The organism is Paenibacillus sp. yr247 (assembly GCF_900103825.1).
Taxonomy (GTDB): domain Bacteria; phylum Bacillota; class Bacilli; order Paenibacillales; family NBRC-103111; genus Paenibacillus_E.
In genome coordinates, this window is the sequence record NZ_FNIF01000001.1 from 896,996 (window position 1) to 911,888 (window position 14,893).

Sequence of the window (14,893 nt, forward strand, 5' to 3'; positions counted from 1 at the left end):
TATGAAAGAAAAAATTAGTGCACGCCAGTTCAAACTGCTCGTCATTTTATTTAGTATAGGAACAACGATACTTGTTATTCCTTCTGGTTTGGCTGCAGACGCGAAACAGGATGCCTGGATCGCGGCGGTGATAGGAACTATCATAGGGATGTGTTTCACCAAATTTTATGTCTTAATGGGACGGCAATTGGGTGAGCACAACTGGATCGACTATTCGAAAATAGTGCTGGGAAAGTGGTTGGGAAACTTCCTCAACGTTTTATTTGTATTTTTCTGCTTCATAGGTGCATCGACTCTGCTGTTTTATATCGGGAATTTTATGAATACCCAAATCATGCCGGAGACACCCATTGAATTTATTAATATCCTGTTCGCCCTAATCGTAGTCATGGGGGTGAGGTTAGGTGTGGAAACACTTGCGCGAGCGGCTGAAGTGTTTTTCCCTTATATTGTTTTGCTGTTTTTGTTCTTACTTGTTTTTATTTCCCCCGAAATGGATTTCAATAATCTTAGACCCCTGTTTGAAACAGGAGTAAAGCCATTGACCCACGGTGTTTTATCGATGCTCGTCATAGCCACATTCCCATTAATTGTAATGTTCATGATTTACCCATTTCAAATCGATACCCCTGAGCGGGCTGAACATGGCTTTATAAAAGCATCCTTCGTTGGCGGTATCTTCATGATTGGGATTACGTTTATGTGTGTAACCGTACTTGGTTTCGATACTACCAAAAGGCTGGTTTATCCCAGTTATGAATTAGCTAAAATAATTAGCGTCGGACATTTTGTTGATCGTGTGGAGTCTAGCGTGGCCGCATTTTGGATCCTAGCCATATACTTCAAGACATCTCTATATTTTTATGGTTTTGTAACAGGGCTTGGGCAGCTATGTCAATTAACCCAATATCGTTCGATTGTGTTTCCTTGCGGCATGCTAATCGTCGTATATTCCCTTGTTGTATATCCCAATGTCACTTACATGCATGAATGGGATGATAAAGTGTTTATTCCTTATGCCATATTTATGGGAGTAGTAATTCCAGCCCTACTGTTTGTGGTTGGAAAAATCCGTTCACAATCCCTCGATTCGAAAGGGTGATCCTATGAACGAGAAGATTAGTGCACGCCAGTTCAAGCTGCTTGTCATTTTATATAGCGTGGGTACAACCATACTTGTTATTCCTGCTGGTTTGGCTGCAGATGCCAAACAGGATGCATGGATAGCATCCGTGATAGGAACAATTGTAAGCACGTGTATCACGCTATTTTATGTCCGACTCGGTCGACAAATGGGTGGGTATAACTGGATTGATTACTCAAAAATCGTGCTGGGAAAATGGTTGGGTAACCTACTTAACATTTTGTTTGTATTCTTCTGCTTCATAGGTGCATCGACGCTGCTGTCCTATGTCGGAAATTTTATGAATATCCAAATCATGCCGGAAACGCCTATTCAATTTATTAACGTACTTTTCGCCGTCATTGTCATCATGGGGGTGAAATTAGGTTTGGAAACACTAGCTCGGGCGGCAGAAGTGTTGTTCCCTTATATTATTTTGCTGTTTTTGTTCTTGATTTTTTTTATTTCCCCGCAAATTGAAATGAAAAACCTGCAACCCGTATTTGAAGCTGGAATAAAGCCATTAACTCACGCTGCTTTATCGATGATCGCTACAGCAACATTCACGTTGATCGTATTTTTTGTGATCTACCCAACGCAAATTGATAATCGTGAACGGGCAGAACTGGGTTTTATAAAAGCATCCTTCATTGGAGGTGTCTTTATGATTGGAATCACACTTATGTGTATATCTGTACTCGGTCCTGGTACTACCGAAAGGTTGCTTTATCCCGGCTATTCGTTAGCTAAAAAAATAAGCGTGGGACATTTTATTATGCGTGTAGAGTCTAGCGTAGCCGCATTTTGGGTTATTTCCATTTACTTCAAGTTATCTCTATATTTTTATGGTTTTGTAGTCGGGCTTGCGCAGCTATTTCAATTATCCCAATATCGTTCTATTGTGTTTCCATGTGGAATGCTAGTGGTCCTATATTCCCTTGTTGTTTATCCTAGCATTACTTATATGCAAAGATGGGACACCCTAATTTTTATTCCATATGCCGTTTTTTTTGGAGTAGTGCTTCCGGGACTATTGTTTATGGTAGGAAAAATTCGAGCCCTTTGAATAGAAGGCACTGGATGAGCAGATTCTCGCGCGTCACAAGCATTCATCTCGACTTGAGCAGCCCGAATTTTGGCGTCCAGGAGTGGAGTGAATATTCCCATAAAATGCGCGAAGTGTTTCCGGGCTGTCCAGTGGTGCGAAAAGGGTATGTTTATGTGAATGAAAAGCCTGGTTTGGCGTCGATGTAGATGAGAGTATGACATCGCTCTATCCCTGTCATAACCATCTGCCGGAGTGGACGCTATCCCGTATTCCCGACGGATCTCCGGCGCGGCCATAAAAATTTTAACCATTGAGGATGGACTTTTGTAATTTGTTTATTATCGGGCTTGATTTCCTGTTAAACTTCTTTCAAACATATCAATGATGACAAGAAATCTCTCCGCTTCACGAAACACGTGGTCGGCGAGTAAAGGATGAATGATACTTTTAATGCGACAAGCATCGATTAATTCTTTTGCAGTCTTTTTAAAATCGCGGAGAGAAACGACTGAAACTCGGTTCTGGTCAAGGAATTGGCCAAGAAGTGGCTGTGTTTGTGATTGCGGGCGCATACCACTTAAATCAACGGCCTGAAATAGAAGTTGGTCAAAATCTTGACTAAAGTTTCGTGCTTGTTCCACTAGCTTTCGTTCTGATGGGTCGAGGAGATGTCCTATGAACTTTGCATGATCAGCCATTATTCGCAAAAAGAATACATTTTCATCTATAATCGCATCGGGTAGCGGTTCTAATCTTCCTGAATTTAATTCCTCTAATCGATTTCTGAAATAATTTGCCTCTCGACTTGTATGATCTACTAACAAAGGTAAATTGTTTCCACCAGGAAGTTTACATTGTATGATTAGTCCAAGAACCTTTCTTTTAAAAGCCCAAATGTGAGATACAGCCGAATGTACTTCCATGTTAAAGCGTCTGATTTGTTCAGGGTCAGTTATTTCGGTAAATGAATGCGCTTTACCTTCAATTTGCTCAAAAATACTATAAAATTGATTTGCTTCTTGGATTAGTTGGGTATCCTCACAACGAAATCCGAGTTTTAGAAATAAGGAATGTTCTTTCATAATACGTGACCAGAATCGGATCTCATCCAGTGACCGCATAACGAACTCATTTGACAATTCGTACACTCTCCTCACAAATAGTTGATACCACATGTATAATAATTTGAAGAGGAGTGTATGCCAAATATCAAGAAAATAGGACAACTAACTAAAGTTTTCAGCTTTTATTATTTGCGAAGCAAAGTGTTCGGGTTGAACAAATGATTGATTGATTTCCACTGAATGATGTACTCACTGCTGAAATTATAATGATCTAAAAAAGCTTCATCTAACAGTCCTCTGCTAGGTGAAGCTTTTTGTTATTCTAACGATACGCTTTAAGTACTATTACACCCTGCAGTTTCCCCAACTTAGGAAATAACTAGGCTCTGCTTAGTATTAATGAGCTCAATTGTTCTTCTGTTATTTCTGCACCAAGAATGACCTGTTCGTGTATGAACCTAGGTAAATGCCGTGTGCAATTAAGGTGTTTCACCATAGACTGTTGTTGTGAGTCAAACATCACAAAAAATGTTGGTACGCGGGATACTGCCTCCTACCAATGGGATGCATTTTGAGAAAAAGAAGTTCTAATTCTAAAAATATTGAACAAAGGAGAGCGATGAATGTCTAAAGAATTCCATCTGACCACTGCTCGAAGAGTGCCTATGAAAACACAACAAAGGATTAGAAATATTTCCCCTGGTTTGATTGGTAGAGTTGTTGTTGTTCGAACACTATTTAATACTTTTACAGGATGTTTATTAAGTGTTGGGCGTAACACTATCCGATTACGGATTTTTAGCGGGATTGACAGATTATTTATCACGATTCGAATTCCAATTGGCATCATTATTGATATCTTCCGTTTTCCTTGCCCGTGACGAGTCAAATATCAATCAAAGAAAGGAGCCAATGCGGCTCCTTTCTCATTTCCTAGAGTGATCCTTTGAAAAAATACATACCATCCCGATTATCTTCTTACAAATTGGCGGCGCTCATTGCTGAATTTCCCCAAATATTAAATGCTTCTTAAAGAGGAGCAATGCTAATAGATATTACCAACAGCACATTACTTAATGAGATATGATGGAGGGCGATATGAGGTTGAAGTTTGAATTCTTGTTGTCTTTGAGGCTGCTTGAATGTGAAATTAAAGAGTTAACGAATTATTCTCGAGTGTACTGCGACGGTTACGAAATTCTCAAAATCAAATTGGATGAGCTTTGCGAATTAATGGTAAGGGAGGAAACTATACGTCAATGGATTGCTTGGGGGCGAGATGAAGATGTTCAAAGGCAAGCAAAGCGATTAAGAGAAGCAGCCATAGAGGCCCTATGCAATGTGGAAAAGCATCAATCGAAATGCATATCTCGCAATGAAATGAATGTAAATAAATATCTCACAACAATCATTCAATCGGTGAAAGATGATTTGATAAGTTTTGGCATTGACTACCATTCAAAAGTTCTTTTTATCGGATCAGGTGCATTTCCAGTTTCGGCTCTAACAATAGCTAAAGAATTCGGAGCGAAAGTGATGGGAGTTGATATCGATCCGGAAGCAGTCTTTTTAGCCAGTCATGTAGCGAAAGCTTTCGATATAGAGACTATGGTTAGTTTCTCCGGCGAGGAACTGATCACTCTTACCTTTCTGAAGGAAACAACTCATATCATTATCGCTTCACTGGTCGAAAACAAAATTGAGGTGCTTGATCAATTAAAAGAATTGATCAAGAATGATGTCAAAATTATGTTGCGATATGGAAATGGTGTAAAATCCTTATTCAATTATCCATTCGATTGCGATTTGTCAGGCGACTGGCATCAGAGGAAACTTATCGTTTGGAACCCTATTTACGACATAATCATCTTAGAGAAATCTACGTCACAAAAAGAAAAGAAGACGATAACTCATTATTGAAAAGGACACCACTAATGATAACTAGCTTTCCTCGATTATTAACGACATAGGGGGTTGCAAGATAAAATAATTAGTACTAACCTTCAGGTAAGTAGATTACCCTCAGTCTACTAGGTAAAGGAAAAGTGCGTACTTTTGAAGCGCCGCGGAATTAGGTATGATGATGGTGGAGAAATGAAAAAGCGGATATCGTTTTGTAATGGAATAAGCTTTGCCTACATAAACTCTTGGAGGAGATCGCGATGAAATACAGTTACTTGGGACGTTCGGGTTTAAAAGTAAGCAAATTATGCCTTGGAACAATGAACTTCGGTGTAGATACTGAGGAAAAAGAAGCCTATCGAATCATGGATGCCGCATTGGATGCCGGAATCAATTTTTTTGATACGGCAAATATTTACGGTTGGGGTGAGAATGCGGGACGTACTGAGGAGATTATCGGTCGCTGGTTCGCACAAGGCGGTGGTCGGAGAGAGAAAACGATTCTAGCTACCAAGTTCTATGGAGATATGCATGATATAAACGACGGACCGAACCGGGAGGGTGGACTATCCGCTTACAAGCTTCGCCGTCACTTGGACGCGTCATTACGTCGCCTTCAAACGGATCATATTGAACTTTATCAAATGCACCATGTGGATCGAAATGTATCTTGGGATGAGCTTTGGGAAGCTTTTCAAGTTCCGGTTTATCAAGGGAAGATAGGTTACGTCGGCTCTAGCAACTTTGCGGGACGCGATTTGGTGAAAGCGCAATATGAAGCCAAATCCCGCCATCTTCTTGGCCTCGTGTCTGAGCAGCACAAATACAGCTTGCTATGCAGGCTGCCTGAGCTTGAAGTGCTGCCAGCGGCTGAGGAACTGGGGATTGGTGTAATCGCATGGAGTCCACTGGATGGTGGCCTGCTAGGTGGCAATGCCTTAAAGCCGATAAAGGGCTCTAAAAGAGCGAGCAACCCTGAAAGGGTAGAAAAGTATCGCGCTCAGCTTGAGGCTTTCTCCACTTTATGCAAGGAACTTGGTGAGAGTGAAGCGAATGTGGCATTAGCATGGACGCTTGTCCACCCTGCAATGACAGCACCGATTATTGGTCCGCGTACTTTAGAACAATTCCAAAATACACTGCGTGTTGTTGAAATTAAGCTTAATGAATCCACGTTGAAAAAGTTAGATGAAATCTTCCCTGGTCCGGGGGGAGAAGCTCCAAAGGCATACGCTTGGTAATAGAATAATAACAAAAGCCAATTCACCCGAATTGGGATGAATTGGCTTTAATTCATCATTCGGAATCAACTCCAACTCAGGTAGTGGAACATAATCACCAAATCAGAAGCAACCACCGTTGCTTCTTTTTGATTTCTAAAAAGCCGCGCTATACCTAGGAGGTTTGTAATTATTATCATTTGTCTCCGTAGGAAACTACCCTAGGTGAAGTAAGCTTGTACCACAGCAACATGCCCAGAGAACTCAGACCAATCAAAAATAAAACGACATACACGTGTTTGTATGAATAAATAAGAGGCGTTTTCTTTTGAACTTCGAGCAGTATTCCACAAACCGCAACCGAAATTGAACCCCCGAAAAATTGGATAAGCTGCATAAGTCCCATACCGGAGCCAATTAATGATTTGGGAAGAATACGCGACGTCTCATTGTTTAAAGAAGCAATCGTTGCTGAAAAAGCAGGCGAGAAACAAAGATATCCAAGAAGTATAACGAGTGGCGAAGCGCCAAGAGCGGTATAAAATGCAATCATCACCAGAGATAATATACAATGTCCAATTAGTAAAAACCGCAGATTACCGTACCGATCTATCCATCGGCCAACGAAGCGTGTCAGGAAGGCCGACAAAATGGCCCCTGGCGCAATCGTCAAGCCAATCACCATGGCCGATTGATCGAATACCTTGGCCAACACCAATGGCATTAGAAATAAATTGCCAAGGTTCAACACTAAGATACAAAACCCGATTGTGACGAGCTTACAATATGCTGGATTGGTCAGAAGTTCAGGGTTAATGAATGTATCGTTCGATCGGTTCAAGTGCCAAGCATGAACAAGCAAGGAAAGACAACTGATGGCCAGCCATGCACCAGAAACTTGCGTCACTGCTAACAACAAAGTAGCTGCGTTGACGATTGTTAAGAGAGCACCCAGGATATCGAATCGGAAGGCTGCCGCATTTTCTTTGGGAAGCAGACGTACAAGAACGGGAAGAATGACCAGAACCAGACAAGTAATAGTAAACAAGCCGTTCCAACCTAAATATTCGCTAATCAAGCCGCCAACGATCGGACCGAGCCCGAAGGCCATAGCACTCCCTGCAGAAATCATGGCAATGGCTGAGCCTCGTTTTTCAATAGGAACATATCTACTGGCCAGAACCAGACCAAGACCGGCCATTACCCCTGCTCCTGCGGATTGAAGAATACGAGCGATAAGTAAAGCATTGAAATCTCGAGCAAACAATCCGAAAACGGATGAAAGTCCTAGCACCAAGAGCCCCACGGTCAGCAGCTTGCGAATCGGCACGATATCTGAGAGCCTGCTGTAAATAACCGTTGATAAGGCATACCCGATGGAGTAGCTTGAAATCACCCACGATCCAAGATCCGCAGTGATACCAAGGTCTTGCATAATACTAGGGATAGAAACATTAAACATCGTCGTATTCATTACAACGATAAACAAGCCAATTGTCCATACCGGCATTACAATTTTATCGTTCATCCGTGACCACCCTGTCTAACTTGAGATATATCGATCCCTTATACAAATGTTGGTCAGACTAAAAAAGAGCAGGTTATGTTTCTTTGTTTCGCTGACCATTCTTTACATGAATAATAGAATGTTTTTTATCCACACTAGAGATAATGAAGCAAGCAAGAAAGGGGGGAATATCTTTTTGGAAAAGTTATTATTGCGAATTTTATTTGTTTCATCATTAGCCGCTGCCCCATTCATTTTTAAACGTAATAATTTGCTCATGTATCTGACCGTTTTCTTTTCGAAATGCGTTTTATCAAGTTCACTAGATTCATTCATTATTAAAAAAGGGAAGATCTCGTACCCCGTTCGTCCTTTTGCCAAAGTATTTGATACTAATATTTTGTACGATTTGTTATTCTATCCACTTTTAAGCGTAGTTTGGGTAAGATGGACCTATCAGAGTAAACCACTTGAAATGATAACGAGAAGTCTATATTTCAGTGGGCCGATGTCTTTGCTTCAATGGTTTTTAGAGAAGAAAACGGGCTTGTTTAAATGGAAATCCTGGTCAGTTCTTCACACATTTGTGTCAATTAATTTTACAATGTTTACGGTAAGAGGATTTGTAGGTTTATTAAGAAGGATTATGCCTGAGAGAGATTTAATAGGAGGAAAATCCATCGAGGAACGATCACACATCAAGATGCCTTCACCTGTGCTCTTGACAAGTACGGTTAAACACCGACTGCCAAATGATAACTATGCACAAATCCAGTAAGATAGAGAAATTATTATTGAGCATTCTACTATACTATTTGCATTCGTTGGAATGGGATGTCCCCGTTTGTTTGAAATTAGAGGGAGATCCCTTTTTATGAACTGAATGGTCAATCACATATAGAACTTAGGATTAGTCATTACAGCAGCCTTCGCCTTCCAAATGTCCAGAACGTGTAATCTTCGTTTTCAAATAATTCTGATTATACTCCGAGACGTCTCCCCATAGCTCCACACGTTCAGCGATGTTCATTCCTGCTTGTTTCAATGCTTCCAACTTTTTGGGATTATTGGTCATTACCTTAACTGGCTTCGTTCGCAGTTCTTTGAGAACATAGATTGCATCGCTATAGTTGCGTGAGTCGTCGACAAAACCCAGCTTCAAGTTCGCATCTACGGTGTCGAATCCGTTCTCTTGTAAAATGTAAGCTAGCGCTTTACTAAATAGACCGATCCCTCTTCCCTCATGGTTAGCTAAGTAAAACAAGGCTCCAGTCCCGTGTTTAGCAATTTCTTTCATGGCCGTTTTGAGCTGAAATCCGCAATCGCAGCGTTTGGATCCAAAGATATCTCCCGTATGGCAAATCGAGTGCATACGGATCAATGCGTCATCTGCGGACTCGAAGTCTCCATGAATCAAGACGCTGGACTGCTGTATTTCAGCCAAATTAGCGGAGGATAATTTATCAATAATTCGTTCGAAGTTTTCCGCAACCTCTTTGCAATTCAACCAGCAGTACCATTGAAACTGAACGGTTTCCTCAAATAAACTAACAGGTAATTTAATCGGGCCAACCAAATAAATGACTTTATTATTGGTTTTAATTAATTTAACCTTTTCTTTCAAAAACATCATAACTTTCGGGTTTAGTGATTGCGTCATAGACATCTGCTAACTCCTCCTAGACTTGTTATTCAAGTTACTCTTTGCTTAAACTATTTTCGAACGGATCCGAACGTATTTTAAATACAGCCATTGCCTGCATTTTCTCAAGCGGATAGGGGATCTTCATCAATTCAAGGGATGGTTATTTTTCTGGATAATTTTTGCTGCATAAACAGAATTCTTTCAAATAAATTTTTACCCGAACTTGTCTAAATAAAGTAAGATTGCCCTGTACCGCAACCCTCTCAAAGGTTTTCGTAGGGATTACCGTTCTCATATTGGTCAAAGCCAGTGCCTAAGTAGAATTCATTCAAAAAGAAAATCGAATCCAAGAAGTATCCGAAAGGCGATGCCCATGTTGTAACGAGGAATGACAAAAGAAGCGATTTCTGTCATGGACGATGATCACCATAGGAGCAGATACTATTCTTGCCTGTACCGCGGCTTGCCCGATAACCAAGGCCCCAACCATACAGATTGCAGATCCGACTGCTTTCGGCAAACGAACACCTGCTTCGCGCAATCCTTTACCTCAACAATATTTTTATATGAATCGCGGTTTCGATAGAGCAAACTTTAGCGAAATGTTGTTTGACTAATTGATTAGAACTCTCTTTTCCATCGTGAAAGTTACTGTGTCGATCGAACCTTCAGCAATAGAATCGAACATCCGATAAGATTGTACCTAATGAATTCTCAGAATATGAGATGATTTTTCTATATATTTTCCTGCAAGGAGATTTCTTATACCCCTTATTGGTATTGTTTCGCTCTTTCCTAGCTTGTCCGATATTTCCGTACAGGACTGGAGCGAAGAGGGAATAACCATATTAGAACTGCAGCCCAGCCATGTAATTGAGGAGGGCCAGTTCCTGGAGTATGCCGGTTTAATTCTGGAAGGAACCGTAAGAATGTATAGAATCTGCGGCAGCGGAAGAGAAGTCACTCTGTATCGGGTCAATGGCGAGGAGTGCTGACCTCTTATGATGTCCAGCATTCTCATAGAGAGCGAATATGAAGCTTCTGCATGGATTGCACAGCTGTGCGTGGCATTGGCCATTCCGGTTTCTTGTTATGATGACCGAGGATGGAACCGATACCCTTACCATCACTTAATCGCGCCTCCCTTCCTTATTACTGGGCTGTCGCAAAAATGTGCCATTAATCAAATGCTTGGCCGCAATACCTGCAAAATTCGTTAAGAGGATGATTCAACAACGTGCGAAGCCCCCATAAAATGGAGGCTATTTTATATTCTTTAAAAAATTATTTTTATATAAAAAGTAATTTGACAATATGAAATGAATTATAGTAACATACAAATTGTAAGTTACTTAATTAATTAATTAATTTGAGGCAGTAAAATAACCGTTGCTCGCATATTTTTTTGTTCTAAGATGGAACGATCATTCCCAAAAAACTAATATAAAGGGGTAGATTAATAATGGCAACAGTATTATATATCACAGCCAATCCAAGCGATAACGAAACATCTTATAGCTTGGCAGTAGGAAAAGAATTTGTAGAGGCTTATCGCGCGGTTAATCCTAATGATGAAGTGATTCATCTTGATTTATATAAAATGGATATCCCTCAAATTGATGCTGATGTTTTAAGCGGTTGGGGCAAATTGGGATCAGGCACTGCTTTTGATCAATTGACCAGTTCAGAGAAAGCAAAAGTAGGTCGTCTCGGTGAACTAGTAGATCAATTTGTGGCAGCCGATAAATATATATTTGCGAATCCGACATGGAACTTTTCATTCCCGCCTGTCATGAAAGCATACATCGACTCCATCTGTGTTGCAGGTAAAACCTTTAGTTATATCTCAGGAAAAGGCCCTGTTGGCTTGTTAGGCAGTAAAAAAGGGGTACACATTCAAGCAAGCGGAAGCGTATTGTCTCCGGGTTCAGATTTTGCTGGCTTTGAAATCGGTCATCGCCACTTAGAAGTCATTATGAAGTTCCTTGGAGTGCCAAGCTTGGAAACTATTTTTGTTGAAGGTATGGCTGCAGCTCCCGACCAAGCGCCAGTGATTAAAGAAAAGGCTATCCAAAAAGCTCGCGAGCTGGCGATAAAATTCTAATTCTTAACTAGCATTATTAAAAAAAGTAAAGCTTATAGAAATTAGGATTATGCCGCCGAACCAACAAGGAATCGGAGAATTCGCTGGAGGTAATATAGTTGAACAGAAGCCAGACATGGAAGGATTCCAGATTTGGTTTGAACCCTTTATTAACGAAGCGGTACTAAGAAAACCCACTTGTAATCAATACGATCATACCAATTTTCCAGAAGTGATAAAAACTAATATAGAAGGAGTGTAATGTTATGTTTGAAATTTTGAAAAAAGTATTTGGCTCAAATAAAAATAAAGTAAAAAGTGAAACGGTGCTCTACATTACAGCCCATCCACACGATGATAAAACATCATATAGCTTAGCAGTGGGAAAAGAATTTGTAGAGGCTTACCGCGCTGCGAATCCAAATGATGAAGTGATTCATCTTGATCTATATAAAATGGGTATCCCTCACATTGATGCTGATGTTCTCAGTGGCTGGGGCAAATTGGGATCAGGTACTGCTTTTGATCAATTGACAAGTAGCGAGAAAGCAAAAGTAGGTCGTCTCGGTGAACTGGTAGATCAATTTGTGGCAGCCGATAAATACGTATTTGCGAATCCGACGTGGAACTTTTCATTCCCACCTGTCATGAAAGCATACATCGACTCCATCTGTGTTGCAGGTAAAACCTTTAGTTATATCTCAGGAAAAGGTCCTGTTGGCTTGTTGGACAGTAAAAAAGCAGTACACATTCAAGCAAGTGGAAGTGTGTTGTCTCCAGGCTCAGATTTTGCTGACTTTGAAATGGGGCATCGTCACTTAGACATCATTATGAAGTTCCTTGGAGTACCTAGCTTTGAAGCTATCTTTGTTGAAGGTATGGCTGCAGCTCCTGATCAAGCACAAGTGATTAAAGAAAAAGCTATCCAAAAGGCACGAGAAGTTGCTAAAAGATTCTAATCATCATTTTGAATATCTTTATTTAAAGCTGACTTAAATGCTAGAGTGAACCCCTTATCGTATTAATTGCGATAAGGGGTTTTCATCGAATAAACGAGTTCTTTTTGGAATAAGTAAAGAGAAAAAAAGAGGATAACTTCATCTTAATTTAGCTAATTAGTAACAGGGGATGATCAAAATGTCCAGAAACAATAACTTTGATATCGACAAAGCGATAGAGAACGCAATGGAAGTTTTTTGGGAAAAAGGATATGAAGGAAGCTCGATGCAGGATCTTGTCGATGTGCTAAGACTTAGTCGCAGTAGTATTTATGAGACATTTGGGAGTAAAAAGGACTTGTATCTAGTTGCTTTAGATAAATATGAAGATCAAGCCAATGAATGCTTAGTTCCTATTCTTTATGAAAAAGGAACTGCAAAAGACTTGTTATTCCGTTTTTTTAATAAAGTAATTGAACTTCATATACCGCGGAGTTGTTTAATGGTGAATGCTTCTTTGGAGATGACCGCTCATTCCGATGTTTCAGACCGCGTCCGTTCAAACATGTCAAAAAACGAAAGACCATTCTATCAGTTATTAACACGCGCATTAAATAATGGTGAAATTAAAGGCAATCCCAACTTAAGGGCCTTATCCGAATATCTTGTAAATGTGATGCACGGTATTTCTGTTACTGCTGTGATTTCTGATCGTCAAACGCTAGATAATATCGTTAGTATGTCGTTGAAGTTTCTTAGATAATTTTTGCTTTATTACGGAACGATCATTCCTTTAAATATCCAAATTGAATAAAACGAAAACATCAGGATAGTTACTCCATATGGGATGCTGTCCCTTTACTCCTTATAGCGTTGAGCAATTTCTGTCAGTCTCCTGACTCCATCCCGCAATTGCCCTTCATTGATGAATGAATAGCTTAAACGGATCCAAGATCGAAGCTCTCTGAGCGGATCACAGATCATCCCCGGAACAAAAGAGATAGATTGCCTGACGCATTCGTCTAAAAACTCTTCCACAGGAAGCGCTTCAGGAAGCTTGAGCCACAAATTGAAGCCACCCTTTGGACTGACCCATTTCCATTCAGTAGTAGTCAACTCCTCCTCCACAATTTCTTTTCTAATTTGAAGGGCGATGCGCAGCTTCTCCAAATGTTGCTTCATCCTTTCTGACTTGAAATAGTGTAGAAAAATTTTCTGATTGACGAGTGGTGTTCCGTTGTCAGCCAAAGACTTTGCGGTAATAAGAGGCCTTATCACGGATGGTTGGCCAATGACAGTGCATATACGTAGTCCGGGCGCCACATATTTACTAAAGCTGCGGAGATACACAACCCACCCATCTGTATCGTAAGTAATCATTGGCTGAGGGGGCGGCTGATCAAAATACATTTCGTGTATCGCATCATCTTCTACTAGTAAACAGCGATACCGCTCAGCCAATTCGACTAGCTGTTTACGTTGAGCCGCGGGAACCGTATACCCTGTCGGATTATGAAAGGTAGGATTCATATAAAAAATTCGGGGCCGGTGCTGAAGCATGAGCATTTCAACTTTTTCCAGATCATAGCCATCGGGGTAAATGTCGACAGGTATAAACCGTGCACCCTGTTGACGGAATATATCGAGTGCAGCACTATACGTCGGTCTTTCTACCAAGATGGCATCCATCGGTCTGATGTATACCCGGGAAATTAAGTCAATCGCCTGTTGCCCTCCCGTCGTAATCAAAAGATCATTTACGGTAAGCTGGAGACTGTGGTGTCGATACATATAGCCGCAAAGGAATTCACGAAGCTCCTCGTCCCCTTGTGCGCTAGAGTAGGTTCCCATTAATTTCGGATAGATGTCGAAAACTTTTTTAACATGTTCGGATAGGTAAAGATTCGGCAGCAAATTAGGATCGATCAGTGCTTGGGAAAATTGATAGACAACGGATATCTGTTGAATTTCAGATAAGGAGTTTTTCAAGTTGCCGGAAGCGGTGATGGGGTGCCCCTCTGTATGTTCGGATACAACATATTCTGTAGAGACTGGACTTACATAATAACCCGATTTCTCCTTTACATAGGCCTTCTCGTTTTGTTTCAGCATCTGATACGCTCGAAAAACGGTAAGCCGGTGTATCCGGAGCTCTTGGGCGAGAAGCCTAATCGAAGGGAGTTTGTCATGAGCTTTCCACTCACCGCGCTCGATCCTGGTTACCATATAATCGTATGCTTGTCTAAAAAGAAATTTGGCATCTTTCGTTTGCTTATTCTTCACAACTCGTCCTCCCTAATTCACTTATTATATATCAAACCCCAGTAATTTGTTCTGTTATCATGAATCTGTTCTATTCCATG

The 14,893-nt window shown here is 40.7% G+C and carries 16 protein-coding genes and 1 pseudogene; 12 read left to right on the forward strand and 5 right to left on the reverse strand.

The window, feature by feature from the left end; all coding sequences use genetic code 11:
- Position 1: 1 nt before the first annotated feature.
- Genes BLT91_RS04255 through BLT91_RS31260 form a run of 3 tightly spaced genes read left to right on the forward strand, consistent with a single transcriptional unit; the run spans position 2 to position 2,377 of the window.
- Positions 2-1,102 carry a GerAB/ArcD/ProY family transporter gene (locus BLT91_RS04255; protein ID WP_090816946.1) on the forward strand — a complete coding sequence of 367 codons (1,101 nt, stop codon included), beginning with the start codon at positions 2-4 and terminating at the stop codon, positions 1,100-1,102.
- Between the two features lie 4 nt (positions 1,103-1,106).
- Complete coding sequence (locus BLT91_RS04260) at positions 1,107-2,189, forward strand: GerAB/ArcD/ProY family transporter (protein ID WP_090816949.1); 1,083 nt, start codon at positions 1,107-1,109, stop codon at positions 2,187-2,189.
- Between the two features lie 14 nt (positions 2,190-2,203).
- Complete coding sequence (locus BLT91_RS31260) at positions 2,204-2,377, forward strand: hypothetical protein (RefSeq protein WP_175532073.1); 174 nt, start codon at positions 2,204-2,206, stop codon at positions 2,375-2,377.
- 132 nt (positions 2,378-2,509) lie between these two features.
- On the opposite strand, the gene BLT91_RS04265 is transcribed toward BLT91_RS31260, so the two are convergent.
- Entirely contained in the window at positions 2,510-3,346 is an 837-nt protein-coding gene (locus BLT91_RS04265) for a DUF2935 domain-containing protein (RefSeq protein WP_090817306.1), read from the reverse strand.
- A gap of 512 nt (positions 3,347-3,858) precedes the next feature.
- Here BLT91_RS04265 and BLT91_RS04270 point away from each other — a divergent pair.
- The 3 genes from BLT91_RS04270 to BLT91_RS04280 all read left to right on the forward strand — a co-directional run bounded on the left by BLT91_RS04270 (position 3,859) and on the right by BLT91_RS04280 (position 6,378).
- Positions 3,859-4,116, forward strand: a complete 258-nt coding sequence (locus BLT91_RS04270) for a hypothetical protein (RefSeq protein WP_090816952.1) — start codon at positions 3,859-3,861, stop codon at positions 4,114-4,116.
- 223 nt (positions 4,117-4,339) lie between these two features.
- Entirely contained in the window at positions 4,340-5,155 is an 816-nt protein-coding gene (locus BLT91_RS04275) for a nicotianamine synthase family protein (protein ID WP_175532074.1), read from the forward strand.
- Positions 5,156-5,397: 242 nt separating this feature from the next.
- Positions 5,398-6,378, forward strand: coding sequence for an aldo/keto reductase (locus BLT91_RS04280; protein ID WP_090816960.1), 981 nt, complete (start codon positions 5,398-5,400; stop codon positions 6,376-6,378).
- Between the two features lie 175 nt (positions 6,379-6,553).
- Here the strand turns inward: BLT91_RS04280 and BLT91_RS04285 are convergent, their stop codons facing one another.
- A complete protein-coding gene (locus BLT91_RS04285) occupies positions 6,554-7,885 on the reverse strand; it encodes an MFS transporter (RefSeq protein WP_090816963.1) in 1,332 nt (443 codons plus the stop codon).
- Positions 7,886-8,060: 175 nt separating this feature from the next.
- On the opposite strand from BLT91_RS04285, the gene BLT91_RS04290 reads away from it, so the two are divergent.
- Positions 8,061-8,642 (forward strand): CBO0543 family protein, encoded by a 582-nt coding sequence (locus BLT91_RS04290; RefSeq protein WP_175532075.1) that lies wholly within the window; start codon positions 8,061-8,063, stop codon positions 8,640-8,642.
- Between the two features lie 132 nt (positions 8,643-8,774).
- Here BLT91_RS04290 and BLT91_RS04295 read toward each other — a convergent pair whose 3' ends face one another.
- A complete protein-coding gene (locus BLT91_RS04295; protein ID WP_090816966.1) occupies positions 8,775-9,530 on the reverse strand; it encodes a GTP cyclohydrolase II in 756 nt (251 codons plus the stop codon).
- 330 nt (positions 9,531-9,860) lie between these two features.
- Positions 9,861-10,096: pseudogene (locus tag BLT91_RS04300) on the reverse strand (spore germination protein); the annotation flags it as partial.
- Between the two features lie 213 nt (positions 10,097-10,309).
- Between BLT91_RS04300 and BLT91_RS31265 the strand changes: the two are divergent.
- The 5 genes from BLT91_RS31265 to BLT91_RS04325 all read left to right on the forward strand — a co-directional run bounded on the left by BLT91_RS31265 (position 10,310) and on the right by BLT91_RS04325 (position 13,293).
- Positions 10,310-10,504: a hypothetical protein gene (locus tag BLT91_RS31265; RefSeq protein WP_175532076.1), complete on the forward strand. Its 195-nt coding sequence runs from the start codon at positions 10,310-10,312 to the stop codon at positions 10,502-10,504.
- Between the two features lie 6 nt (positions 10,505-10,510).
- A complete protein-coding gene (locus BLT91_RS04305; RefSeq protein WP_090816969.1) occupies positions 10,511-10,729 on the forward strand; it encodes a hypothetical protein in 219 nt (72 codons plus the stop codon).
- A gap of 242 nt (positions 10,730-10,971) precedes the next feature.
- Positions 10,972-11,613 carry an NAD(P)H-dependent oxidoreductase gene (locus BLT91_RS04310; protein WP_090816972.1) on the forward strand — a complete coding sequence of 214 codons (642 nt, stop codon included), beginning with the start codon at positions 10,972-10,974 and terminating at the stop codon, positions 11,611-11,613.
- 245 nt (positions 11,614-11,858) lie between these two features.
- A complete protein-coding gene (locus tag BLT91_RS04320) occupies positions 11,859-12,551 on the forward strand; it encodes an NAD(P)H-dependent oxidoreductase (RefSeq protein ID WP_090816977.1) in 693 nt (230 codons plus the stop codon).
- A 178-nt stretch (positions 12,552-12,729) separates the two neighbouring features.
- A complete protein-coding gene (locus tag BLT91_RS04325; RefSeq protein WP_090816980.1) occupies positions 12,730-13,293 on the forward strand; it encodes a TetR/AcrR family transcriptional regulator in 564 nt (187 codons plus the stop codon).
- Between the two features lie 95 nt (positions 13,294-13,388).
- On the opposite strand, the gene BLT91_RS04330 is transcribed toward BLT91_RS04325, so the two are convergent.
- A complete protein-coding gene (locus BLT91_RS04330) occupies positions 13,389-14,813 on the reverse strand; it encodes an aminotransferase-like domain-containing protein (protein ID WP_302847450.1) in 1,425 nt (474 codons plus the stop codon).
- Between the last annotated feature and the right edge of the window lie 80 nt (positions 14,814-14,893).